The organism is Leucobacter sp. G161, assembly GCF_001482305.1.
Classification (GTDB): domain Bacteria; phylum Actinomycetota; class Actinomycetes; order Actinomycetales; family Microbacteriaceae; genus Leucobacter.
The window spans coordinates 33006-56528 of sequence record NZ_LOHP01000074.1; the positions used below are offsets into that span (position 1 = coordinate 33006).

The window sequence follows — 23523 nt, forward strand, 5'->3', positions numbered from 1 at the left end:
TAGCATGGGAGAGTGATCACACGGCTCAGCTCATACTTTCTCAAGACTCTGCGCGAAGACCCCTCTGACGAGGAGGCGCGGAGCCACAAACTGCTCCTGCGCGCCGGCTACATCAGGCGCCAGTCACCGGGCGTGTTCGCGTGGCTGCCACTTGGCCTGCGGGTGAAGGCGAAGATCGAGCAGATCGTGCGCGAGGAAATGGCAGCGGCGGGCGCCCACGAGGTGCACTTCCCCGCAATGCTGCCACGCGAGCCGTATGAGGCGACCGGTCGTTGGGAAGAGTACGGCGACGACATGTTCCGCCTGCAGGATCGGCACGGCGCCGACCACCTCCTCGCTCCCACGCACGAGGAAGCGTTCACGGTCCTCGTGAAAGACATCGTCACGTCCTATAAGGACCTGCCGCTGCAGCTCTTCCAGATCCAAGACAAGTACCGTGACGAGGTGCGCCCCCGCGCTGGCCTGTTGCGTGGGCGCGAGTTCACGATGAAGGACGCGTACTCCTTCGACACCACCGATGAGGGGCTCGACGCGAGCTACCAGAAGCAGCGTGACGCCTACGAGCGCATCTTCACGCGCCTCGGGCTCGACTACGTCATCGTGTCGGCTGACGCCGGCGCGATGGGCGGGTCACGATCGGAAGAGTTCCTGCTGCCGATCGCGATCGGCGAGGACACCTTCGTGCGCTCGGCAGGCGGCTACGCGGCCAACGTCGAGGCGTACTCGACGCCGGTGCCCGAGGCGCTCCCCACCGAGGGGCTGCCGGAGGCCCAGGTCTTCGACTCACCCGATACCCCGACGATCGAAACGCTCGTCGCACACACGAACGCGGTCATGCCGCGCGAGGATGGCCGCCCCTGGGCCGCCGCAGACACGCTGAAGAACGTCGTGCTCGCGGTCACCGATCTCGAAGGTGAGCGCTCGCTCGTCGTCATCGGGATTCCCGGCGATCGCGACGCCGACATGAAGCGCGTTGAGGTGGCGTTCCCCAACTGTGAGGTGGAGCCGGCAACCGCCGCCGACTTCGCGAAGCACCCGGGGCTCGTGAAGGGCTACATCGGGCCCGGCGTTGCCGGCGCCCCCGTGCTCGGGCTTGAGAGCTCGAGCGGCGTCAAGTACCTCCTCGATCCTCGTGTGGTGCCCGGCACTCAGTGGGTGACCGGTGCGAACGAACACGAGAAGCACGTCGCGTTCCTCGTCGCAGGCCGCGATTTCACCGCCGATGGCGTTGCAGACATTGCTACGGTGCGAGAAGGTGACCCCGCTCCCGACGGCTCGGGCCCCATCGAGACCGCCCGCGGCATGGAGATCGGCCACGTCTTCCAGCTCGGCCGCAAGTACGCTGAGGCGCTCGGGCTCAAAGTGCTCGACGAGAACGGCAAGCTCGTCACCGTCACCATGGGCTCCTACGGCATCGGCGTCACCCGTATTCTCGCGGCGCTCGCTGAGATCAACAACGACGACCGCGGTCTCGTTTGGCCGCGGAACATCGCGCCGTTTGACGTGCACGTTGTCGCAACGGGCAAGGATCCCGCGATTCTCGAGATTGCCGAGTCGCTCGTGAGTACGCTCGCAGCTGGCGGCGTCGAGGTCATGTTCGATGACCGCCCGAAGGTGTCACCCGGCGTGAAGTTCGGTGATGCTGAGCTCATCGGGGTGCCCCGCGTTGTTGTCGTCGGCCGCGATGCCGCGGAGGGCTTCGCCGAGGTGTGGGACCGTGCGGCTGGCACGAAGGACAAGGTTGCGCTGTCGGAGGTGCCCGCGCTCTTCGCGTAGGCCCCCATGCGCGGGGCTCCGGTAGCCCTCTTTCGCGGGCTCCGGTAGCCGCCCCTTCGCTCGGGGGTCCGGTAGCCCCCCCCCTGCGCGGGGCTCCGGTAGCCGCCTTTCGCGCGACGTTCGATCTGGGATCGACGGTAGATATGCCGCTTCGGTGGAGGTAAGGCATAGCAACCGACGATCCCAGATCTATGTGCCTGCGCCGTGCTGGGGTTGTGCTGGGGTTGTGCTGGGGTTGTGCTGGCGCTGTGCCTGCGCCGTGCTGGCGGGGCGGCTTCTCTGCGCACTCGGAGGGCACTCGACTAGCATGGCCCCACACTGTTGGAGGTGCCGTGACTCAGAGCCGAGGGAACGCCGAACGCCGACCAAACACCGCGATCGACCAGCGGCCCGGGACAGACGTCGCGATCGAATGCGCCGACGGATACCGACTCGCAGCGCGGTCATTCGCGCCGAGCCAGGCGACGGACCTCGGCATGACGGCGGTTATCACGACCGCAACCGGAGCGAAGGCCTCTTACTACTGGCGCTACGCCGAGTATCTCGCCTCGCGGGGTTTCCGGGCAGTCGTCGCTGACTACCGCGGTATCGGCCGCTCCGCACCCGCGGGTGGTGCAGCCGGGCTGCGTGGCATGGCGACGCGGTGGCACGAGTGGGGCACGCTCGACATCGATGCCGTCATTGCATGGGCATTAGAAGACGGGCCAGGGCGCCAGCTCGTCGGGGTCGGCCACAGCTTCGGCGGCCTGGGAGTGTGTCTGGCTCCTCGCGCGCCCGCAATCCAGCGGCTCCTCATGGTGGGCGCCCAGCACGCGCACTGGCCTGACTACGCTGCCCGAAGCCCGCGTGCATTCTGGCAATGGCACGTCACGATGCCGACGATTGCCGCAGTCACCGGGTACTTCCCGGGGCGGCGCCTCGGGTGGCTGGAAGATATGCCGCGCGGTGTGGCCTTCGACTGGGCTCGGGGGAGGGCCAACTTTGCCGACACGATTGGGCGTGACGGCCAAATCGTGATGGAGCGCGTCGCGGAGCTCGAGTTCGACGTCCTCGCGGTCGCCGCAACAGACGACCCTTTCGCGACCGAGGCTGCAATTGAGCGGTTGCTCGAATACCTACCAGCAGCCTCTGTCGAGCGCTGCGCGCTCGAACCCGCAGAGCTCGGTGTCTCCGAGATCGGACACCTCGGAGTGTTCCACGAGCGCTTCAAGGACGCGCTCTGGGGGCGTTCGGCGGAGTGGCTCACCACCGGGCACCGCACCAAGGAGTGAGGCGCCGCGATACGCGCCCCAAGCACCGAGTCGAAGCATGAGAGACAGGAGAATCACGTGACACCGCACGACGATCAGACACGCGAAGTGCGACGCGATGACGGCGAGCTCATCGGAGTCGTTAGACGGACGGCGACCGGGCTGTGGACACCGTGCGCGGTGTTCGGCCTGCCACTCGCGGAGGCACGTGCGGAGGAGGCTGCTACCCAATACATCTTGGACCACGGCCTCGGATATCTCGCAGAACGGTGGGAGGTTCGCGAAGGGGATACATGGGTGACTGCTCAGATCATCGAGGCGCGGCCTCGCGAGGTCACTGTGAGCTTTGCAGACTACGGCCATCCTCGCCTGTTCAACTCGCGACGGACGTTGCAGGATCCACTGCCAGAGCAACTGCGGTTGGCTTGACGAACCCGAACGGCGGCCGGGCGGCCGCCTGGGGAGGCCATTCTGGAAATAGTTGAGGGCCCCGAACGTGGATGCACGTTCGGGGCCCTCAGCTTGCGACGCAGCGCAACATTCTTGGGATGCGACGGTTACGAGGCGAGAACCTCGTCGAGGATCATGCCGGCCTTCTCCTCGTCAGTCTTCTCCGCGAGCGCGAGCTCGGACACGAGAATCTGACGGGCCTTGGCGAGCATGCGCTTCTCTCCAGCGGAAAGCGAACGCACCTCCTGGTCGCGGCGCCACAGGTCACGAACGACCTCCGACACCTTGATGACATCTCCGGAAGCAAGCTTCTCGGTGTTCGCCTTGAAACGGCGTGACCAGTTGGTGGGCTCTTCGGTGAACGGGGTGCGAAGCACCTCGAACACCTCCTTGAGGCCCTCCTGATCAATCACGTCGCGAACGCCGACGAGATCGCAGTTCTCTGCGGGCACCTCAATCGTCAGGTCTCCCTGATCGACCTGAAGCTTCAGGAAGAGCTTTTCCTCGCCACCGAGTTTGCGCTTCTTCACCTCGATGATCTTGGCTGCGCCGTGGTGGGGGTAGACGACGGTCTCTCCGACCTCAAATTGCATCGAGTTGCTCCTTGTGTTAAACCAACCACTAGAATACCACAGCTCGCTGTCGGGAGCCCGGTGTATCTTGCGACTCGGCCAGGCTCGAGTCGCGACGGCCCCGCACTGGGGATAGTATTGACGTAGGTCTGCGTGCTTCGGGCGCGCACGTTTCAGTTCATCCACGGCTCGGAGGCCCTCTTGAAGAATCGGATCGCCGCTTCACTCGCACTTGCAGCAGCGCTCACGCTCGGCATGAGCGGGTGCAGCCTCATCGCGCATAACGCTACCGGCGTCGAGTACGCGCCGAGTGACGGCGTACAGGTCACCTCGGAAGGCGTCGCACTTCGCAACATCATGCTTGTCGCCGACGAGGCTGGCGAGAATTTCAACCTCGTGTTCACCTCGGTGAACAACACGGGTGCCCCCGCTCAGGTTTCGCTCAACATGAAGAGTGAGTCCGCTGACGCGACGCTCGACTTCGAGGCTCCCGCAGGCACGACGTCGTTCGGCAACCCCGAGACCGACGACGAGCTCCTCGTCACCGCTCTCGATGGCTTGCAGGCGGGCCAGACCGTGAAGACGTACTTTACGATCAACGGCACAGGCGACCTGGTCGAGTTCATCCCGCTGCTTGACGGAACGCTCAAGGAGTACCAGGGCTACGTTCTTGCTGCCGGCGCTGGCCAGCTTGCTGAGATGAACGCCGAGGATCTCGCGGACATGACCGAAGCACAGATCGCTGAGGCCGCAGAGGCCGCTGGCGAGTCGGTCGAGGACTTCACCAAGCGCGTTTCGCAGATCGCAGCAGACGCCACAAAGGTCGGCTAACAACGGACTTGATCTAGCCCTCGCGCTAGACAGAACGGGCGCCCAGCGAATGTTCGCTGGGCGCCCGTTTGCGTTGCTGGGTGTGCGTTACCCGAAGCGGTAGCCGACACCACGCACCGTAGAGATGAGCTTCGGCTGCGCCGGCTCCTCCTCGATGCGCGAGCGCACACGCTTCACGTGCACGTCAAGTGTCTTCGTGTCGCCGTAATAGTCGCTGCCCCAGACCCGATCGATGAGCTGGCCCCGGGTGAGCACGCGTCCGCTGTGCCGCATGAGGAGTTCGAGGAGCTCAAACTCACGCAGGGGCATCGCGATCTCTGTGCCTCGAACGGTGACGGTGTGCCGATCGGTGTCGAGGCGGATGCCGTGCGAGTCGAGCGCGCCACCGTCGTCGTCGGTCTCGGGCTCGTCTGCCGGGACCGCACGGCGCAGCGCAGCACGCACGCGCGCGAGCAGCTCGCGGGTCGAGTATGGCTTGGTCACGTAGTCGTCGGCGCCAAGTTCGAGCCCCACGACGATGTCAATTTCGCTGTCCTTGGCGGTGAGCATGATGATCGGCACCTGCGAGCGCAGCCGGATCTCGCGGCAGACCTCGGTGCCGGGGAGCCCGGGCAGCATGAGATCGAGGAGCACCAGGTCGGCGCCGTCCGCGTTGAACGCTCGCACAGCGTCGTTTCCGTCATCGACGACTGTGACGCTGTATCCCTCGCGTTCCAAGAGGAACGCGAGCGGCTTGGAGATGGACTCTTCGTCTTCGACGAGGAGGATGTTTGGGGACACTACGCGCGTCCTTTCGTGTCTGTGAGCTGCTGCAGGGCCTTGCGCGTGCGCTTCACGCGTTTTGCGCGCTTCTTCTTCGGAATGTCGTTGAGTGGGAAAGAGAGTGTGAATCGTGAGCCTTCGCCGGGGGTCGAACGCACCGTGACATCGCCACCGTGTGCCCGGAGGGAGTGTCTCGCGATGCTGAGCCCGAGACCGGTCCCGCCGTCCTCGCGGCTGCGGGCGCCGTCGACACGGTAGAACCGCTCGAAGATGCGCTCGAGGTGCTCTGGCGCGATTCCCGGGCCGGTGTCGGTGATGGTGATGGTGAAGTGTCGTTTCTTGTGCGCGATGCGGATCCGCACCGACGCGCCCTCGGGGGAGTGCCTGATGGCGTTGCTGAGGATGTTCGCGACCGCGCTCGAGATTGCGCTCGCGCGCCCCTGAATCGCGGCAGTCCGCTTCGGATTCGAACTGTCGACGAAGAACAGGTCGACGCCGCGGCGCTCGGCAAAGCTCTCGTGCGCATCGATCTCCTCGTCGACGACGGCGCGGAGGTCAACCTCGTCGAGGTGCTCGGGGCGCAGCGTCGATTGCGCTTCGGAGAGCTGAATAATGTCGCGGGACAGATCGGCAAGTCGCTTGGATTCTTTCACGAGACTCGACGCGAACTCCCGCACGAGTTCGGGATCGTCTGCCGCCTCCCGCACAGCTTCTGAGAGTAGCCCGACTGCGGCAATCGGCGTCTTCAGCTCGTGCGAGACGTTTGCGATGAAGTCGCGGCGCATAGCGGTGAGTCGCTGTTCCTCGCCGAGATCCTCCGCGATGACAACCACGAAGTTCGCTTCGACCCGGATGACGTGCGTGCGCACCGGAGCTCCGGGATCATCGGGATGTGGATCACGGTGGGAGGGCGTGCCGGTCGCGAGGACGTGCTGCGCGCGCTGCTGAAACTCTCGTGTGCGGAGCAGTCCGAGCTCGGTTGGGGTCTCGCTGCGGCGCGCGACGGCATTCGCATAGACGGCAGTGAGGTTGCGGTCGAGGATGACAGCGAACACGTCGAGCCCGTCGAGAATCGCGGTCGCGGTCTCGGGGAGGCCATGGAGCTTCGGGAGCTCGGCAAGCGGGAGCATGTCTTCATCGTAAACGGGAGCGATCCATCCGCGCACGAGGTAGTGAAGAGTTCGTCCACTGTTTACCTTGTAGTGACGGGTAGTTCACCGGGGGAAGCGAAAGTAAGTACGTAAGAGGTTGGCCACGAAAGGACACCATGCGCGCAGTATTCCAGCAGTCGCTGAGTGAGTTGCAGGAGCGGCTCGCTCTGATGGCAGAGCTCGTCGAAGCATCGATCTCCGAGGCGACCACCGCCTTCGGAAGCTCGGATGCCGAACTTGCCGAAAACGTCATCGAGCGTTCCGACGAGGTAGACGCGCTCGCGCTCGCCCTCGATGAACTCGCATTCGACATCCTGCTTCGGCAGTCACCGGTCGCATCGGATCTTCGCCTCGTCGTTGCGTCGCTGCGCATGAGTTCGGAGCTCGAGCGGATGAGCGACCTCGCCGAGCACATCGCCGAGCTCGCGCGCTACCGCTACCCGGACAGCGCGATCCCGAAGGGGCTGCGGAAGACCTTCACGAAGATGGGCGCGCTCGACGTGGAGATGGCCGAGGCCGTTGTGCGGTTGTTGCGCGAGCAGGATCCGGCGATCATCCTGGAGATCCGCGACCTCGAGGACGACCTCGACAAGCTGCACGCGAAGGTCTTTACGAAGATGCTCAGCGACAAGGTGAACGCTGACGCTCTCGGGCTCGTCGACGCCACGCTCGCCAGCCGCTACCACGAGCGTTTCGGCGATCATGCGGTGGGCGTCTCGAGGCAGATGCAGTTCTTCTTCTCTGGAGAGATTGCATAGCTCGCGCTCAATCGCAACATTCACGGGACCCCGAGAACGCAAACGGTAAGCTTGGGGCGTGACTCAACGCATCTACGACACGCACGAGCAGGCAATCGTCGACTTCGTCCCGCAGCACGCGGGCACGGTCGGGATCTACGTCTGTGGACCCACCGTGCAGTCGTCGCCGCACATTGGCCACCTCCGGAGCACCCTCGTGTACGACCAGATGCGCCGGTGGTTCCGTGCAACCGGTCACGATGTGACGTTGATCCGCAATGTCACGGACATCGACGACAAGATTCTCGACAACGCTCGGATTGCGGCGGAGGCCGGTGGAACCGAGCAGTGGTGGGCGCTCGCGTACCGCGTTGAGCGGGAGTTCACGGACGCCTACGATGCGCTCGGTGTGCTCGCACCCACGTACGAGCCGCGAGCAACCGCGAACATTGGCGAGATGATCCGGCTCATCGAGGAGCTCATCGAGCGCGGTCACGCCTACCAGGCGAATGACGGCTCAGCGAGCGTCTACTTCGATACCGGCTCCTGGCCCGACTACGGCTCGCTCACGAGGCAGCAGCGAGACCAGATGGAAGACGCCGCTGACTCCGAGCCCGTCGGGAAGCGCGACCCGCGCGACTTCGCGCTCTGGAAGGCACACCGCGACACCGAACCCGAGTCGGCCTCGTGGCCGTCGCCCTGGGGGCAGGGACGCCCGGGCTGGCACATCGAGTGCTCGGCGATGGCCGCGCGTTACCTCGGTGACTCGTTCGACATTCACGGCGGTGGGCTCGACCTTCGTTTCCCGCACCACGAGAATGAGCTTGCGCAGTCGCGCGCCGCGGGTCAGGGGTTCGCGCGCCACTGGATCCACAACGGGCTCGTGAACACGGGCGGCCAGAAGATGTCGAAGTCGCTCGGCAACTCGCTGTTCGCTGCCGATCTCCTTGCCGAAGCTCGGCCGATTGTGCTCAGGTATTTCCTGGGCTCCGCGCACTACCGCTCGACGCTCGAGTACTCGGATGGTTCGCTCGCCGAGGCCGCGGCAGCATTTGAGCGGATCGAGGGCTTCCTTGAGCGCGCCGAGGAGTTCATGGTCGCCTCCGGTGAGGACCGCGCTGCCGGTGAAGGCGTCGCGCAGCTCTACCTCGCGCCACTCGCAGGCACCGCAACGACCGATTCGCTGCCCGCAGCGTTCACGGCCGCGATGCTCGACGACTTTGCGATCCCGCAAGCGCTCGCGGTGCTGCACGAGGCAGTCCGCGCCGGAAATACAGCCATCGATTCGGGCAACGGCGACGAGCTCGTACGGCTCGCGATCGAGGTCGTCGCGATGCTCGATGTGCTTGGACTCGATCCACGCGATAGTGTATGGGGCGCGGCTTCTGGGAACGCCGCTGCCGACACCGCGCTCGATGCGCTCATCGTCGGCCTCATCGAGCAGCGTGCCGATGCACGCGCAAACAAAGACTTCGCCACGAGTGACGCGATCCGCGATCGCCTAGCTGGTGCTGGAATCATCCTTGAAGACAATCCGAACGGAACCCGCTGGAGTCTCATATGAGCAATAAGAAGGGGCGCACAGGCGCCGTACGCAAGAAGGGGCTCGGTAAGGGCGTCGGTTCTGGAGGTCAGGGTCGCCAGGCGCTCGAGGGCCGTGGCCCGACGCCTCGTGCCGAGGACCGCGAGTATCACCCCGCCGCAAAGGCGAAGGCTGCGCGCGAGCGCTACGAAGCCGCGAAGGCACGCCATCAGGGCGGCGCCGGTGGCGGTGGCGGGCGAGGCTCGAACACACGCAAGACCGACGAGTCAGAGCTCGTAACTGGCCGCAACGCCGTGCTTGAGGCGCTCCGCACGAAGATTCCAGCGACCACGCTGTATATTGCTGCGCGCATCGAGATGGATGACCGCATGCGCGAGATTATGCGCATCGCGACCAACCGCGGCGTTGCCGTGCTCGAGGTCATGCGCCAAGAGCTCGACCGTATGACCGATCGCGACACCGTGCACCAGGGCGTCGTACTCAAAGTACCGCCGATGGAATATGCGCACCCGATGGATCTGCTCGAGGACACCCTCGACCGTGGAGAGACCCCGCTGTTCGTCGCGCTCGACGGCGTCACCGACCCGCGCAACCTCGGCGCGATCATCCGCTCGGTCGGCGCGTTCGGTGGCCAGGGTGTCATCGTGCCGCAGCGACGCACGGCGAGCCTGAACTCCGCCTCGTGGAAGACCTCGGCTGGCGCCGCGGCCCGTATTCCCGTGGCACGGGCGTCGAACCTCACGCAGACGCTGAAGGAGCTGAAGAAGCAGGGTCTCTTCGTCGTCGGACTCGACGGCGACGGTGACGTCAGCCTGCCCGGTCTCGACCTCGCAGGCCGCCCGCTCGTGATCGTCGTCGGCAGCGAGGGTAAGGGCCTGTCCCGCCTCGTCACCGAGACCTGCGACGCGATCGTGTCGATCCCGATCTCGGCAGTGACCGAGTCGCTCAACGCCGGCATCGCAGCGTCGGTTGCGCTCTACGAGGTGTCGAAGCTCCGCGCGGCTGAGGCTGCGGAGTCCGCAGCGGCCGAGTAGTTTCGGGTCGCCGACTCAGCCCAGACAACACGAGAGAGGGCCTCCTGCGTCAAGCAGGAGGCCCTCTCTCGTTCGTTGGTGCAGTCGGCTACAGCCGCTCGAGGATGTAGTCGATCGCGCCGGTGAGCGTGCGCACATCATCGGGATCGATCGAGGTGAAGGTCGCGATGCGCAGCTGGTTGCGGCCCAGCTTGCGGTACGGCTCGGTGTCAACGATGCCGTTGGCGCGGAGCGCCTTCGAGATCGCTGAGGCATCGATCGAGTCGTCGAAGTCGATCGTCGCGACGACCTGCGAGCGGTGCGCGGGATCGGTCACGAACGGCGTCGCCACCTCAGACTGCTCGGCCCAGTCGTAGAGCACGCCGGAGGATTCCGCGGTGCGAGCCGAGGCCCAGGAGAGGCCGCCGTTCTCATTGATCCAACGCACCTGCTCCTCCATGAGCGCGAGCGTTGCGAGTGCGGGGGTGTTCAGCGTCTGGTTCAGGCGCGAGTTCGAGAGGGCGCCAGCGAGGTTCAGCGACTCCGGAATGTACCGGTCGCCGTTCGTCTGCCGCTCGATCCGCTCGATCGCAGCGGGCGACACCAGTGCGAACCAGAGGCCGCCGTCCGACGCGAAGTTCTTCTGCGGTGAGAAGTAGTAGACGTCGGTCTCAGCAGCATCGAATTCGATGCCGCCGGCGGCGCTCGTCGCGTCGACCACAGTGAGGGCTCCCGGATCCACATCGGGGCCGGCGGCGCGACGCACCTCGGCCATTACGCCCGTCGACGTCTCGTTGTGCGGGTACGCGTAGAGGTCAATGCCCGCCTGCGGGAGGATCTCGGAGCGCGAGCCTGGCTCGGCCTGTCGGATCACCGGCTCTTCGAGGAACGGTGCAGCGGCAGCGGCGATGCCGAACTTTGCGCCGAACTCACCAAACGTGAGGTGCTGGCTGCGGCGCGAGATCAGCGAGTGAACAGCCGAATCCCAGAACGAGGTCGCTCCGCCATTGGCGAGGAGGATCTCGTAGCCCTCGGGCGCGCGGAAGAGATCGGCAAGTCCCGAGCGCAGACTTCCCACGAGATCCTTCACGGGAGCCTGGCGGTGCGAGGTGCCGAGCACGGTCGGCTGCAGGCTCGACAGGAACGCGAGCTGCTCGTCGCGGATCTTCGACGGGCCGCAACCAAAACGTCCGTCGGCGGGAATGAGTGATGATGGAAGTTCTATGGCGGCCATACGCCCAATTGTAGGGAGTAACTGGTGCTCGTGCCGCCATGCACCGACCGCGATTCTGGTGGCCATGGCCGAATACTGCGGCCGAGTGGCTGAACTCTTGCGTGAGTGCGCGCTCGAGATGTCGTAAGCTGGGGCTACGCAGACGGCTTGTAGGGGTATACATTGACGGACCTGATTGACACCACCGAGATGTACCTTCGAACGATCCTCGAGCTCGAGGAAGAAGGCATCGTGCCGTTGCGCGCGCGCATCTCGGAGCGACTAAGCCACTCGGGCCCGACGGTTTCGCAGACCATTGCCCGGATGGAGCGGCTGGGACTCGTGATCGTGACGGGCGACCGGCAACTCGAGTTCACCGAGGAGGGACATGCCCGCGCGATCCGCGTGATGCGCAAGCATCGCCTCGCTGAGCGGCTCCTCGCAGACGTCATTGGCCTCGAGTGGGAGTTTGTTCACGAAGAGGCATGCCGCTGGGAGCACGTGATGAGCGAGCAGGTTGAGTTGAAGCTGCTGAGCATCCTTGACCGTCCGACCGTCTCCCCGTACGGCAACCGCATTCCGGGGCTCGAAGAGCTCGGTGCCCGCCCGGCCCCGCCGCTCGACAGGAATGAAGTTGGGATCACCGACTGGCTTGCCCAGCCGCATAACCCGACGCGCGTCACCATTCGGCGCCTGGCCGAGCCAGCGCAGAACGAACCCGAGTTGCTTGCCCAGCTCTCAGCTGCCGGGGTGGTTCCCGGCAGTACAGCTTCTCTCACCCGCACAGGCGATGTTGTTCGTGTGGCAGTGGAAGGAAACAGTGAAGCCATCGACATTCCTGTGGAGGTGGCGGCACACATTTTCGTCTCATAGATGAGGCGGCGTCTACTTATGAGAAATTCGTAGACGTTCGAAATCGCCATTATTGGCGAGCCCATTTCCAATGGAGCTGAGACCCCGAGGAGACAGCATTGTCACTTCCCACGTCGGAGGCGCACCTGAGCGCCGTTCTCGAAGCTGTCGAGTGTCGTAACCAGGGGGAGCCCGAGTTTCTCCAGGCGGTCCGCGAGGTACTCGAAACCCTCGCTCCTGTGCTCGATGAGCACCCCGAGTACATTGAGCACGGCATCCTCGAGCGGCTCGTGGAGCCTGAGCGGCAGCTCCTCTTCCGAGTGCCATGGGTTGATGACGCTGGCAAGGTTCGGGTGAACCGTGGTTACCGCGTCCAGTTCAACGCCGCACTCGGACCGTATAAGGGCGGTCTGCGTTTCCACCCGAGCGTGAATCTCTCGGTCGTCAAGTTCCTCGGCTTCGAGCAGGTCTTCAAGAACGCGCTCACCTCGCAGCGCATCGGCGGTGGCAAGGGAGGGTCTGACTTCGACCCTGCCGGCAAGAGCGATGCCGAGGTCATGCGTTTCTGCCAGGCCTACATGACCGAGCTCGTCCACTACATTGGCGAGCACACCGACGTGCCGGCCGGCGATATTGGCGTCGGCGCGCGCGAGATCGGATACCTCTTTGGGCAGTACCGTCGGCTGACGCACAAGTACGAGTCGGGCGTCCTCACCGGCAAGGGGAAAGGGTGGGGAGGCGCAGAGGTGCGCACCGAAGCCACCGGCTACGGGGCAGTGTTCTTCGCGGAGGAGATGCTCGCGCGCGCTGGCGACGGAGTTGCAGGGCGGCGTGCAATCGTGTCAGGTTCGGGCAACGTCGCCATCTATGTCATTGAAAAGGTGCAGCAGCTGGGGGGCCGGGCTATTACCGCGTCCGATTCAAGCGGCTACATTGTTGACGAGGCCGGCATCGACGTCGATCTGCTCAAGCAGGTCAAAGAAACCGAGCGGGCCCGAATCTCCGAATACGCTGAGCGCCGGCCGAGCGCCCACTACGTGGAGGGCGGCAGTATTTGGGACGTTCGTGCTGAACTGGCGTTCCCGTGTGCGACCCAGAACGAGCTCCGTGAGGACGCCGCACGCGCGCTGTTGAAGAACGGTGTGCGCGCTGTCGCCGAGGGTGCGAACATGCCCACATCGCCAGAGGCCATCGACTTGCTGCAGGAAGCAGGCGTGTTGTTTGCCCCCGGCAAAGCAGCGAACGCCGGCGGTGTTGCCACATCAGCACTTGAAATGAGCCAGAACGCGGCACGCTCGCGTTGGGACTTCGACAAGAGTGAAAACAGGCTGCACGAGATCATGCGAGACGTGCACGAACTCTGCTATTCGGCATCCGAACGGTATGGAAAACCGGGAGACTACGTCTTGGGCGCGAACTCTGCAGGGTTCGTTACCGTGGCTCAGGCGATGCTTGAGCAGGGCGTCATTTAACAGCAGGAATCCAAGCGTGACAATTTCGTGATGTTCGGTTAGGCTTGGTCAAGTCTTAGCTTCGCGACCGGTTCAGGGTCGCAATAAAAGCACCAACGTAAGGTAGATATTTCGTGAATTCACAGCCCAGTACCGAGGTCGTAGCTGCGACTCACCCCGCAGCATCGTCCAAGGCGAAGGTCAAGAAGATCGCACGAGTGAGCGGCGCCGCCGTCTTCACTTTCGCAATGTTCGGCACGCTCGCGCTGCCGGCATACGCGTTCAACGACACGGAAGCACCGGTCGCGGCAGTCGCCGAATCGCAGTCGATTAAGGTCACCGCCGGTCCCGCGCTTACGCAGATTGATGACATCCCGCTTGAGGTCGACACGTCGGTCGCTGAGCAGGAGCGTCGCGAGAAGCTTGTCGCTGAGGCCGAGAAGCGCTCCAAGGAGCTCGAAGCAGCGAAGCAGGACGGCGACAAGCCGGCTGGCGCCGCGGCAGCAGCAGCCCCTACCGCAGCTGAGATCCCCGCCGGTTCGGGAGCAAGTGGCCTCGTGGCGGCAGCGCTCGCGCAGGTTGGCGTGAACCAGGACTGCACCGACCTTGTCCAGAACGCACTTGCTGCGATCGGTCAGAGCGAGCGTCGCGACGCTGGCGGTTACGATCACGGCGTGAACGACTTCTTCCGCTACGGCGCTTCGGTCGACTACGTGCACGGCACCACGGCGCTCGCCCCCGGCGATCTCCTCATGTGGCCCGGCGCACCTCACGTTGCCATCTACATCGGTGGCGGCCAGGCCGTGCACGGTGGATGGACCGGCGGCACGACCGTCGTCGCGGGCCTCAGCACGTACGCTGGGTTGCCCACGCAGGTTGTTCGCATGAGCTAAAAGCTTAATCACAAGAGGGGCGCAGCTTACGAGCTGCGCCCCTCTTGCGTTTGGGGCTGCGCGCGTGGCGCGCTGGCGTGCCGCTGCGCGTGATTCAGGTCTGGCCGTCTGTCGGAGCGCGCGCTCGGTGCGCTAGACTCGTTGCTTGGCGCATGCGTGCGCTACCCGCCTTGGTAGCTCAGTGGATAGAGCACTTCTCTCCTAAAGAAGGTGTCGGAGGTTCGATTCCTCTCCAGGGCACATTGGATAATGGCCGGAATTTCAGCACTGTGATGCTGGAATTCCGGCCATATTTACTTTTCTGTGGGCTGTCGCTCGGCGTCGGCGTCGATGACGTTGCCGGGGTCGATAGCGGCACGAGGATCCAGGCTTGTCGACCGATGCGAACATGACGTACAGTTGTGGCATTGTTGTGTGGCTCACGGACACGTTGGGGTGTTCACTCATGGAGCGGGCCTGCTGGTGGGATTCCAGAGCTGAGAGGTGCCGAGATGGAGATTGTGCAGACCTTGACGGTGCTTGACGAGGCGGCAGACGCGCTCGATCGGACGGTCAGCGAGTTGCCGCCCCGCAGGTGGTTGCGGCCGACGCCCGCGCGTGGCTGGAACATTGCGAACCAGATAGGGCACCTCGCATGGAGCGACGAGCTGTCGCTGCAAGCGTTGCAGCGCGATCCCGGGTTTGCGCAGTTCGTCGCCCGGGTTGCATCCAGCGATGTGAGCGGCTTCATCGATAGGGGCGCGCGTGAGCGCGCGACCCTGCCGGTCCCACAGTTGCTACGCGAGTGGCGTGCGGGCCGCGAGTCGCTTCGGCAGGCCTTTGCGGAGGCCGACCCGTCAGACCGAATCGCGTGGCTGGGGTCGCCGATGCTGCCGCGCACGATGGCCGACATGCGCATTGTGGAGACGTGGGCCCACGCCGTCGATGTCTTCGATGCACTCGGGCAAGAGATGCCGCCGGTGGCCGGCGTCGCGACCGTGGTGAAGATGGGCATTCGAACGCGCGAATCCTCGTTCCGGGTTCGCCAGATCGAGATTCCGGAGGCCCCGGTGCGGGTGGAGTTAGCGCTGCCAGACGGAGCGCGTGTTGATTACGGCCCCGCAGATGCCCCCGAACGGATTCTCGGGAGCGCCTGGGGGTTCGCGGCGGTCGTGACCCAGCGCAGGAACGTCGCCGACGTTGAACTCGAAGTGGTGGGCGGTGGTGCTGCGCGGTGGATGCGCATCGCGCAGGCGTTTGGTGGCGCCCCAACGAACGGACCCTCTCCCGGGGTGCGGTTGGAGTGGCATCGCTGAACCACGTGCCGCTACGTCGATGAGGCAGTGGGCGTGAGGTCTTTGACCCACTCCCGCAACTCCACCTTCCGCACTTTTCCGGTTGCGGTGAGCGGGAGGGACTCGACGAAGAAATACTGGCGGGGGATCTTGAACCCGGCGAGCGTGTCGCGCGCGTGCTGATCCAAGCGTTTGGCGAGCGCCGCTGTGTCGTCCGTGTTGCTGCCATGGGGAACCACGATCGCGGTGACCGCTTCGCCCCAGTAGTCGTGCGGTGTGCCGATCACTGACACGTCAGCAACGCCCTCGTGGGTGTACAGCGCCTGTTCGACCTCGATGGGGTAGACGTTCTCCCCGCCCGTGATGACCATGTCTTTCTTGCGGTCTACGAGGTAGTAAAAACCTTCGCCATCGACGCGCGCGAGGTCGCCAGAGTAGAACCATCCGTCCCGGAAGGATTCGGTATTCGCGTCGGTGCGGTTCCAATACCCGCTGAACACGGATGGGCCGCGGATGATGAGCTCGCCAACCGTCTCGGCAGGGACGTCTGCGCCGGCCTCGTCGACGACGCGGAAGTCGACGTGGTTCGACGGCTTCCCGATTGACCCTGCCTTCGTCGTGATGAACTCGCTTGAGAGGATCGCGGCTGCCGCGGCGGTCTCGGTCATGCCGAACCCCTCGATGAAGGCCATTCCCTTCGCCTGGAGCGCTTCAATCACGGGAATTGGGCACGGTGCTCCGCCGCTAATAGCCACCTGGAGTGAACTCGTGTCGTGTATGTCGAGCTCTCCGGAGCGGAGGATCGCCGTCCACATCGTGGGAACCGCGAATGCGGTGGTGCACGCATACTTCTCGACTGCGGTTGCCCATGTGGCGGGGGCGAACGCTTCCAGGATGTAATTACTGCCGCCCCAGTAGACGGTCGGCAGGGTGTATACCGCGAGCCCTCCGATGTGGAACAGCGGTGCCGCAACGAGGTTGCGGTTGTGGTGGTTGATCCCTGCCTCTGCATTGTTGTGGTACAGCGAGACCCAGAACAGGTTGGTGTGGGTAATCATCGCGCCCTTCGGCCGGCCTGTGGTGCCCGAGGTGTACATGAGGAGGGTGGGGCTCTCCGGATCCATATTGGGCAGCGCCTCAAGCGGATCACCATCGCTGATGAGGTCTTCGAATGCGCTGTGGGTCTGTGTTCGGCGTTCGGCCGCGGTGAGGAGCGGGATAACTTCCTCGATGATGGTGCCCTCCTTCGCCGCTGACACGACCTCAAGTAGGGGAGTCGAAGCAAACACGAGCTTCGCCCCGGCGTCATCGAGAATGTAGTGCATCTCTGGGGCTGTGAGGCGGTGGTTGATCATCACGGTGATCGCCCCTAGCTTGGCGAGCGCGAACATGAGCTCGAGCATCGCGGGGCTATTCAGGCTGCACAGTGCAACCCGGTCGCCGGCCTCGACCCCACGGGAGCGCAGCGAGGACGCCAGGCGCGTGGTGCGTTCGTCGAGTTCTCGAAACGTGTAGGAGACTTCGGTGTCTACGTCCACGAGCGCGGGCCGGCCGCCGATGCGCTGTGAGTGGATGCTCAGCCATTGTCCGAGTGGAACGCTCATGATTATTCTCCCTTGAATGATCAAGCCGATGACCACTCCGGGCATGGGTAGTGAAATCGGCGTTCCTTCGCTACTGTATGTGAAGGGACAATAACAATCAAGGATGATTGTTTTGCTCGCAAGAGCCGAAGCTATCTTCCTGCCGACCGATGGGCTGTGATGGGCATGGATATCGTGGACGCCGTACAGATTCTCAATGAGTCGTCTGACCTGCTGGACAGCACGGTCGCGCGGCTCGAAGGCGCGGACTGGCTACGGTCGACGCCGGCTGAGGGGTGGACCGTCGCCGACCAGATTGGGCACCTGACCTGGACCGACGAGATCTCGCTGCAGGCACTCACGGACCCCGTCGCGTTTCAGCGGCTCGCGGAGGAGGTTGCGAGCGCCGCCGACGCGGGATTTGTGGATCGTGGTGCGCACGAGCTCGCGGCGCTCCCCGCAGCTGACCTGCTGGCCCGGTGGCGTCGTGCGCGCCGCGAGCTGAGCGAGGGACTGCTCGCAGCGGATCCCGGCGGCAAGATACCGTGGTTTGGCCCGCCGATGCGCCCGATTACCATGGCGACAGCCCGCACGATGGAGACCTGGGCGCATTCACTCGACGTGTTCGACACGTTCGGAATCGAGTTCCCCGAGACCTCCGCACTCTGGGCCGTGGCACGTATCGGCGTGCGCACCCGCGACTTCGCGTTCCGCCTGCGCAGCCTCGCCGCCCCGGGGGACGTCAGGGTCGAGCTCGACATGCCTGGGGGTGAGCGCTTTGAGGACGGCCCGGAGGATGCTCCGGACCGGGTGGTCGGCTCTGGCTGGGGCTTCGCAGCCGTGGTGACCCAGCGGCGAAACCTGGCGGACGTCGACCTTGCGGCTGTGGGCGACGGCGCGAGTACCTGGATGGGAGTGGCTCAGGCCTTCGCCGGCGCACCGACCGCTGGACCCGCGCCAGGAGAGCGGCTCGCCTAGCGACGTCGCTCCGCGAGCGCGGTGCACAAGCGGCTTGGCCGCACACAGAGAACACCAGGAAGACGAACGGCGGGATTGGCATGTTGAATCAGTATGAGGCTGAGGTTATTGGCCGGGACGAGCTCGCGGAGCTCAAACAGGTGACGAAGCAGTTCGTCGCGGCCGAGGTGCTCCCAGAGCAGACCGAATGGGAGCGTGATGGTGCGATCCCGCGGGCTCTGCATCGCGCGGCCGGTGACCTGGGGCTCATCGGTGCTGGATTTCCTGAGGCTGTTGGCGGCGGGGGAGGCGGGCTGCTCGCCACCGTCGCGATCACTGAGGCCGGGGACGAGGCAGGGATGTCGGGCGGGGTGTATGCGTCGCTGTTTACTGCCGGTATCGCGGTGCCGCACATGGTGCTCGCCGGGAGCGCAGAGCAGATCGATCGTTTCGTGCGGCCGACGCTCGCCGGAGAGCTCATCGGGTCGCTGGCAATTACTGAACCAAGTGGGGGCAGTGACGTGGGGCACCTGCGTGCACGTGCCGAGCGGGAAGACGATCACTACGTCATCAGCGGGTCGAAGACGTTCATCACCTCGGCGACCCGTGCGGACTTCGTGACCACTGCGGTTCGCACGGGCGGCCCCGGCGCCCGGGGAGTCTCCCTCGTCGTGGTGCCCACTGACACTCCAGGCTTCGGCGTCGCGAAGAAGTTGGAAAAAATGGGATGGCGCGCGTCCGACACCGCAGAACTCTTCTACGACCGTGTCCGAGTTCCCGCGTCGATGCTCATTGGCGAAGAGGGAGCGGGGTTTGCGTACATCTCGCACGGGTTCGTGAGTGAGCGGGTGAGCCTTGCTGTCCAGGCGTACGCGAGTGCGCAGCGAGCGCTGGATCTCACCGTTCAGTGGTGCCGCGACCGCGAAACCTTTGGGAAGCCGCTCATTGCTCGCGATACGGTGCAGGCGAAACTCGCGGAGATGGCGAGGCGCGTTGATGTTGCGCGTGTGTATACGCGGCGTGTGGCTGAGCGGTGGGATGAGTTCACGGCTGCGGGTGCCGCGGCGGCGCCCGAGGGAGACGCCGAGGGCCTGAATATCGTGTCTGCGGCGGCGTTCGCGAAGAATACTGCGACGATCAACGGTGAATGGGTCAACCGTGAAGCGGTGCAGTTGTTTGGCGGTATGGGATTTATGGCCGAGAGCGAGGTCGAGCGGATCTATCGCGATAGCCCCGTTCTGGCTATTGGCGGCGGCACAGTTGAGATCCTCACGACGCTGGCGGGGAAACATCTCGGGTACCAGCCCTAAGTGACTGTGGCTGCCTCTGGCGGGCGCCGGCATCGCGGCGGAGTCGTCGCCGCGATGCCTCACAAGTGATTACTTGCGCAAGTGATTGAATGTCACTATGCTGATGAGTGCGCTTCGTTCGGTGAGGCTCTTGCGTGAACACAGGCCACTGATCTGACGACATCGAGAGATGCCCAAGGTTAGGACAGGCACCCTCGGCTTAAGGGGGCTGCCCAAGGTGGCTGCACTACGACTACGTCACGCAATGCCGAAGCTCTGACATGGAAGCGCGTTGTCCCCGAGCCAACGGGCTCATTTGGCGTGCCCTGAGAGGAACAAGCGGTATGCGCACAGCACTCTACGAACAGCCCCTGCAGGCGGGGGGATCCGCCCCCGTCGCCGCAGAACGGCCGACAACCGCGGTCCTGCCGCAGGGAGGACCGACCCGGTGGCGGAGCCAGTTCTTCACGGACACACGTACGCCCGGAGGGAAGAAGCAGCGAGCTACGCGGTACGAGCGATTCACCACTCGGATGGTGCTCGTCAGCAGCGTCATCATGCTCGGCGTAACCGCGACTCTGCACGTCATCAACTATGACCTTGAGACGAAGACCTCGTCGACGTCCGGCACACACGGCGGCTTCTATAAGGAAGGCGAGTAGGCGTCCAGCCTCCCAGCCACATCGTGAGCGCGGAATGCCGCGTCCAATCAGGAAGTGAAAGTTAATGAACAATGAGTACGGAACGACGGCGCTGGCGGGCGACGTCCAATCCCTCAACGGCGGCCGGTGGCAGCGCGTGCGTGGGGAAAGCTCTCGCGTGCATGCTGACCTGCGTGCGGAGTTTGGGGTCGACTTTGAAGATGCTGCCTCCTCCTCGTTCAGCACCGAGAATGGGCTGAGTTACCTGCCCATCACCTACGTGGCCAGTTCCGCCGAGGGTTACAGCACCACGCGGATTATGCTCGCCATCAGCGATTCGATCGTCGTGACGATAGAGCCGAGCGCATCAGCTGCCGCGCTCGACCTCGCGGTCGCACGGATGGCGCGCGACGGACGCGAAGACGACAGCGCCGTGGAGATCGTCGCGAGCATCCTGCAAGCCGTTGCCGATACGACCGACGAGCTCGTGAGCTCAATGAGTCAGGGCACCGAGCGGATGATGATCGAGACGGGGGCGATTCTGCAGAGCCTCGAGGCGAAGAAGTCACGCGAGTTTGGGGTGAGTGATGTCACCTACACCCAGCAGGAGCTCGCAGACATGGAGTCGCTGCTCTCGCACTGCATGGAGAGCCAGCTCGCGCTCGCAGAGGCCGCGCGGCACCTGCGGGCGAAGCTCTGGGGCCTCGGACTTGAGACCCGGTCGGATTTGAGCAGGCTCATCGAAGATATCGTCGCCATCGAGCCCCACATCGAATTTGTGCACGACCGAGTGCGCCTGCTGCAGCAGACGAACAACCTCGCGCTCAACGTGAAGCAGAACCAGATTATCAAGGTCTTCTCCGTGGTCACCGCCGTATTCCTGCCGGTGATGCTGCTCTCGACGTACTACAGCATGAACTTCGAAAACATGCCGATCCTGTCGTGGCAGTACGCCGAGCCGATGGTCATCGTGCTCAGCTTCCTCTTCGCGCTTGCCCCGCTCTTCTACGTGCGGTGGCGCGGCTGGCTGCGCTAGGCCACAGACTTTCCCAACTACTCAGCAAAGGAACCACTCATGTCGAACAAGAACCTCAACGGTACGCTCCCAAACGCAAGCTCGAAGCCGGTTGCCTGGAGCTCGCGCATCGATGTCCACCACCTCGGCGGTGATGCCTCGGCAGGCCAGTCGCAGGATGGAAGCGACTCGGCGCGGCAGGGCAGCTCGAAGATCGAGAAGGAAATCATTTGGGCTGTGGTCGTGCTCTATGCGGGCCTCATCGCCTGCTTCGCCGGACTCCACCTCTTCGGGCTCTCGCTCGGGTAATCCGCCCCCAGTTCACATGATCGGCCGCCGAAGCGGGGCCGATCCCCATGTCTTGAAAGTGTGACCATGCAAGAAAACACAGCAACGGGTGCGCAGCTCGACGCTCAGCAGCTGCCACGGCAGGGCTGGCTGCGGGTGCGTGCCTCGGACCAGATCATGCTCGCGAATATCCATAGGCAGTACGGAATTCGACTCGAGCGGCCGGTGCGGCACGCGGTTGAAGAGCAGGGCTTCGTGCTGCTGCCGCTCGACCTGCCGCTGCCCGACCGTGAGCCGGACTCGAGCGAGGGCGCGTCGTTCTCGTCGACGCAGATCCTCATCGCGTTCACTCCCGAGCTCCTCATCACCGTCGAGCCTGACCACCCGATCGACGCGCTGCGGCGCGCGCAGGATCTGCTCGCGCGGAGTGACGACAGCTCGGCAAGCCGGGACGCGCTCATCATCATTCTTGAAGAGCTCAACGACGCGATGCAGGAGACTGTCGCGCAGATTTCGCAGGTGCTCACGCGCCTCGCGGATCAGGCGGTTGATAGCAGTGGGGGCTTCAAAATGGAGGGGCGCCAGGTCGGTGTCGCCGACATTGCGCAGACCGCAGTCATGCTCGGAGGCGCGGAGGAGCTCATCGCCCGGACGGTGCAGGGGCAGCTCATGCTTGAGCGCGCGGCGCGGTGGGTGCGACGCGGCGGTGGCGACGTGGAATTTGACTATTCGACGACGCTGTCTGACATTCAGGGCGGCCGCCGGCACGCACGGTTCCAGCACGCCAAGGTGCGGAATATTCAGCAGTCGCTCATGACGACGCTCGATCTCAAGCAGAACCAGATCATCAAGGTGTTCACGGTGGTCACCGCGGTGTTTACGCCGCCGACCCTCATCGCCGCATATTACGGCCAGAACTTCGCAAACATGCCTGAGCTCGCGCTCGGCTGGGGTGAATGGTTCGTGATGGGCACGACCGCGCTGTTTGCGCTCGTGCCGCTCGCGTACATCAAGCGGAAGGGGTGGTTGCGATGAGCGTTCGGAGCATTACGCGCGACACCTGGACCAGGGTCTTCCTGGATGCTCCTGAGGATTTCGCGACCGCCGAGCGGGTGCTCTCGAATCGGCTCCATCGCGGTGGGGAGGATCACGAGCGGCGGCTGCCGGTCACGATTGTGTCGGCGGGCGGTGGCGCAGCACACGTGTACAACCTCACGGTGATTGTGCGCGCCGAGCAGATCATCACGGTCGAGCCTGGCGCCGGTATTCCGCTGTTGCAGGACGTCGAGGCGCGCCTCCAGTGGGCTGACGCTGCAACCGACACCCCGCACCACGCGTGGTACGCGATCGCCCAGGCCGGGTTTCAAGCGAGCGCCGGCGCGCTGGAGTTCGTCGAATCGGATATCAACCTGGTTCGTGCGCCGATGGTGGAAGCGAGTCGCGAATCATCGCGTAGCCTCGGCGTCAGTGATTTGCCGCGGGTGAGCGAGATGCTCGTCGACATCGACCACGCGCTCTCGCACGTGGCATCCTCGATTGCGACACTGACGCAGCTCGCGCGGCTGCTGCGCCGTGAGACCGCGGTGCCGGGATCCGGTATCGAGCGGCCCCAGGTGGATGCGCTCATCCAGCAGGGTGAGGCGCTCACCCGCAGGGTCGAGTTCATGGTGGACCGTCACAGGTTCCTCTCGCAGGGCGCCTCGCAGCAGATCTCCACGAGCGACCTCAACATCGTCAAGATCTTCACGGTGCTCTGGGCGATCCTCATCCCCGGCACCACACTCATCAACTGGTACGGGCAGAACTTCGAGTTCATGCCAGAGCTCAGCTGGGAGTACTCGAGCTGGATCCAAATCCTCGGGGTGTTCTTCCTCGCGGTGATCCCGATCTATACGGTGAAGCGCGCAGGGCAACTGCGGTAACGTGGACAGACACCAAGCGGGCGGATCGAGTCATCGATCCGCCCGCTTCTGCGTTCGCTG

At 64.4% G+C, this 23523-nt stretch carries 23 protein-coding genes, 1 tRNA gene and 1 riboswitch; of the genes, 19 read left to right on the forward strand and 5 right to left on the reverse strand.

Going from position 1 to position 23523, the window contains the following annotated elements:
• Window positions 1-12: 12 nt before the first annotated feature.
• The 3 genes from AUL38_RS12540 (at window position 13) to AUL38_RS12550 (ending at window position 3455) form a co-directional block, all read left to right on the forward strand.
• Window positions 13-1776 carry a proline--tRNA ligase gene (locus AUL38_RS12540; RefSeq protein WP_059062715.1) on the forward strand — a complete coding sequence of 588 codons (1764 nt, stop codon included), beginning with the start codon at window positions 13-15 and terminating at the stop codon, window positions 1774-1776.
• 332 nt (window positions 1777-2108) lie between these two features.
• Window positions 2109-3047, forward strand: a complete 939-nt coding sequence (locus AUL38_RS12545; protein ID WP_059062716.1) for an alpha/beta fold hydrolase — start codon at window positions 2109-2111, stop codon at window positions 3045-3047.
• A gap of 57 nt (window positions 3048-3104) precedes the next feature.
• Window positions 3105-3455 carry a hypothetical protein gene (locus AUL38_RS12550; protein ID WP_059062717.1) on the forward strand — a complete coding sequence of 117 codons (351 nt, stop codon included), beginning with the start codon at window positions 3105-3107 and terminating at the stop codon, window positions 3453-3455.
• Window positions 3456-3583: 128 nt separating this feature from the next.
• Here AUL38_RS12550 and AUL38_RS12555 read toward each other — a convergent pair whose 3' ends face one another.
• Window positions 3584-4069 carry a CarD family transcriptional regulator gene (locus AUL38_RS12555; RefSeq protein WP_059062718.1) on the reverse strand — a complete coding sequence of 162 codons (486 nt, stop codon included), beginning with the start codon at window positions 4067-4069 and terminating at the stop codon, window positions 3584-3586.
• 180 nt (window positions 4070-4249) lie between these two features.
• Between AUL38_RS12555 and AUL38_RS12560 the strand changes: the two genes are divergently transcribed.
• Window positions 4250-4879: a DNA modification methylase gene (locus AUL38_RS12560; RefSeq protein ID WP_153006587.1), complete on the forward strand. Its 630-nt coding sequence runs from the start codon at window positions 4250-4252 to the stop codon at window positions 4877-4879.
• A gap of 87 nt (window positions 4880-4966) precedes the next feature.
• Here the strand turns inward: AUL38_RS12560 and AUL38_RS12565 are convergent, their stop codons facing one another.
• Complete coding sequence (locus AUL38_RS12565; RefSeq protein ID WP_059062720.1) at window positions 4967-5659, reverse strand: response regulator transcription factor; 693 nt, start codon at window positions 5657-5659, stop codon at window positions 4967-4969.
• Window positions 5659-6771, reverse strand: a complete 1113-nt coding sequence (locus tag AUL38_RS12570; protein ID WP_083506861.1) for a cell wall metabolism sensor histidine kinase WalK — start codon at window positions 6769-6771, stop codon at window positions 5659-5661. The genes AUL38_RS12565 and AUL38_RS12570 overlap by 1 nt, the downstream gene beginning before the upstream one ends.
• A gap of 137 nt (window positions 6772-6908) precedes the next feature.
• Here AUL38_RS12570 and phoU point away from each other — a divergent pair, with 137 nt between their 5' ends.
• From phoU to rlmB, 3 genes are read left to right on the forward strand one after another with little or no spacing between them, the layout of a single operon-like run.
• Window positions 6909-7550, forward strand: a complete 642-nt coding sequence (gene phoU / locus AUL38_RS12575; protein WP_059062722.1) for a phosphate signaling complex protein PhoU — start codon at window positions 6909-6911, stop codon at window positions 7548-7550.
• Window positions 7551-7608: 58 nt separating this feature from the next.
• The gene (gene cysS, locus AUL38_RS12580) at window positions 7609-9093 is read left to right on the forward strand and encodes a cysteine--tRNA ligase (protein WP_059062723.1); all 1485 of its coding nucleotides are present in this window, start codon (window positions 7609-7611) and stop codon (window positions 9091-9093) included.
• The gene (gene rlmB, locus AUL38_RS12585) at window positions 9090-10106 is read left to right on the forward strand and encodes a 23S rRNA (guanosine(2251)-2'-O)-methyltransferase RlmB (protein ID WP_059062724.1); all 1017 of its coding nucleotides are present in this window, start codon (window positions 9090-9092) and stop codon (window positions 10104-10106) included. The genes cysS and rlmB overlap by 4 nt, the downstream gene beginning before the upstream one ends.
• Before the next feature lie 88 nt (window positions 10107-10194).
• Here the strand turns inward: rlmB and serC are convergent, their stop codons facing one another.
• On the reverse strand, window positions 10195-11319 hold the full coding sequence (gene serC, locus AUL38_RS12590) for a phosphoserine transaminase (protein ID WP_059062725.1): 1125 nt from the start codon (window positions 11317-11319) through the stop codon (window positions 10195-10197).
• Window positions 11320-11481: 162 nt separating this feature from the next.
• Here serC and AUL38_RS12595 point away from each other — a divergent pair, with 162 nt between their 5' ends.
• From AUL38_RS12595 to AUL38_RS12615, 5 genes are all read left to right on the forward strand, one after another.
• Window positions 11482-12171 (forward strand): metal-dependent transcriptional regulator, encoded by a 690-nt coding sequence (locus AUL38_RS12595; RefSeq protein ID WP_059062726.1) that lies wholly within the window; start codon window positions 11482-11484, stop codon window positions 12169-12171.
• 98 nt (window positions 12172-12269) lie between these two features.
• The gene (gdhA, locus tag AUL38_RS12600) at window positions 12270-13622 is read left to right on the forward strand and encodes an NADP-specific glutamate dehydrogenase (RefSeq protein WP_059062727.1); all 1353 of its coding nucleotides are present in this window, start codon (window positions 12270-12272) and stop codon (window positions 13620-13622) included.
• Between the two features lie 113 nt (window positions 13623-13735).
• Window positions 13736-14494 carry an NlpC/P60 family protein gene (locus AUL38_RS12605; RefSeq protein WP_059062728.1) on the forward strand — a complete coding sequence of 253 codons (759 nt, stop codon included), beginning with the start codon at window positions 13736-13738 and terminating at the stop codon, window positions 14492-14494.
• A 167-nt stretch (window positions 14495-14661) separates the two neighbouring features.
• Window positions 14662-14734: transfer RNA gene (locus AUL38_RS12610), tRNA-Arg, on the forward strand.
• Between the two features lie 251 nt (window positions 14735-14985).
• A complete protein-coding gene (locus tag AUL38_RS12615; RefSeq protein WP_059062729.1) occupies window positions 14986-15789 on the forward strand; it encodes a TIGR03084 family metal-binding protein in 804 nt (267 codons plus the stop codon).
• An 11-nt stretch (window positions 15790-15800) separates the two neighbouring features.
• Here AUL38_RS12615 and AUL38_RS12620 read toward each other — a convergent pair whose 3' ends face one another.
• A complete protein-coding gene (locus tag AUL38_RS12620) occupies window positions 15801-17372 on the reverse strand; it encodes a long-chain fatty acid--CoA ligase (protein ID WP_059062730.1) in 1572 nt (523 codons plus the stop codon).
• A 174-nt stretch (window positions 17373-17546) separates the two neighbouring features.
• Between AUL38_RS12620 and AUL38_RS12625 the strand changes: the two genes are divergently transcribed.
• The 7 genes from AUL38_RS12625 (at window position 17547) to AUL38_RS12655 (ending at window position 23463) form a co-directional block, all read left to right on the forward strand.
• Window positions 17547-18329, forward strand: coding sequence for a TIGR03084 family metal-binding protein (locus tag AUL38_RS12625; protein ID WP_235590714.1), 783 nt, complete (start codon window positions 17547-17549; stop codon window positions 18327-18329).
• An 80-nt stretch (window positions 18330-18409) separates the two neighbouring features.
• Window positions 18410-19618 carry an acyl-CoA dehydrogenase family protein gene (locus tag AUL38_RS12630; protein WP_059062731.1) on the forward strand — a complete coding sequence of 403 codons (1209 nt, stop codon included), beginning with the start codon at window positions 18410-18412 and terminating at the stop codon, window positions 19616-19618.
• A 106-nt stretch (window positions 19619-19724) separates the two neighbouring features.
• A riboswitch (M-box (ykoK) riboswitch) is annotated at window positions 19725-19891 on the forward strand.
• Between the two features lie 50 nt (window positions 19892-19941).
• Window positions 19942-20259, forward strand: coding sequence for a hypothetical protein (locus AUL38_RS12635; protein ID WP_059062732.1), 318 nt, complete (start codon window positions 19942-19944; stop codon window positions 20257-20259).
• 64 nt (window positions 20260-20323) lie between these two features.
• Window positions 20324-21274 (forward strand): CorA family divalent cation transporter, encoded by a 951-nt coding sequence (locus AUL38_RS12640; RefSeq protein ID WP_059062733.1) that lies wholly within the window; start codon window positions 20324-20326, stop codon window positions 21272-21274.
• 39 nt (window positions 21275-21313) lie between these two features.
• Window positions 21314-21562, forward strand: a complete 249-nt coding sequence (locus AUL38_RS12645; protein WP_059062734.1) for a hypothetical protein — start codon at window positions 21314-21316, stop codon at window positions 21560-21562.
• Between the two features lie 66 nt (window positions 21563-21628).
• Window positions 21629-22576, forward strand: a complete 948-nt coding sequence (locus AUL38_RS12650; RefSeq protein WP_059062735.1) for a CorA family divalent cation transporter — start codon at window positions 21629-21631, stop codon at window positions 22574-22576.
• The gene (locus AUL38_RS12655) at window positions 22573-23463 is read left to right on the forward strand and encodes a CorA family divalent cation transporter (RefSeq protein ID WP_059062736.1); all 891 of its coding nucleotides are present in this window, start codon (window positions 22573-22575) and stop codon (window positions 23461-23463) included. The genes AUL38_RS12650 and AUL38_RS12655 overlap by 4 nt, the downstream gene beginning before the upstream one ends.
• The last annotated feature ends 60 nt before the right edge of the window (window positions 23464-23523 follow it).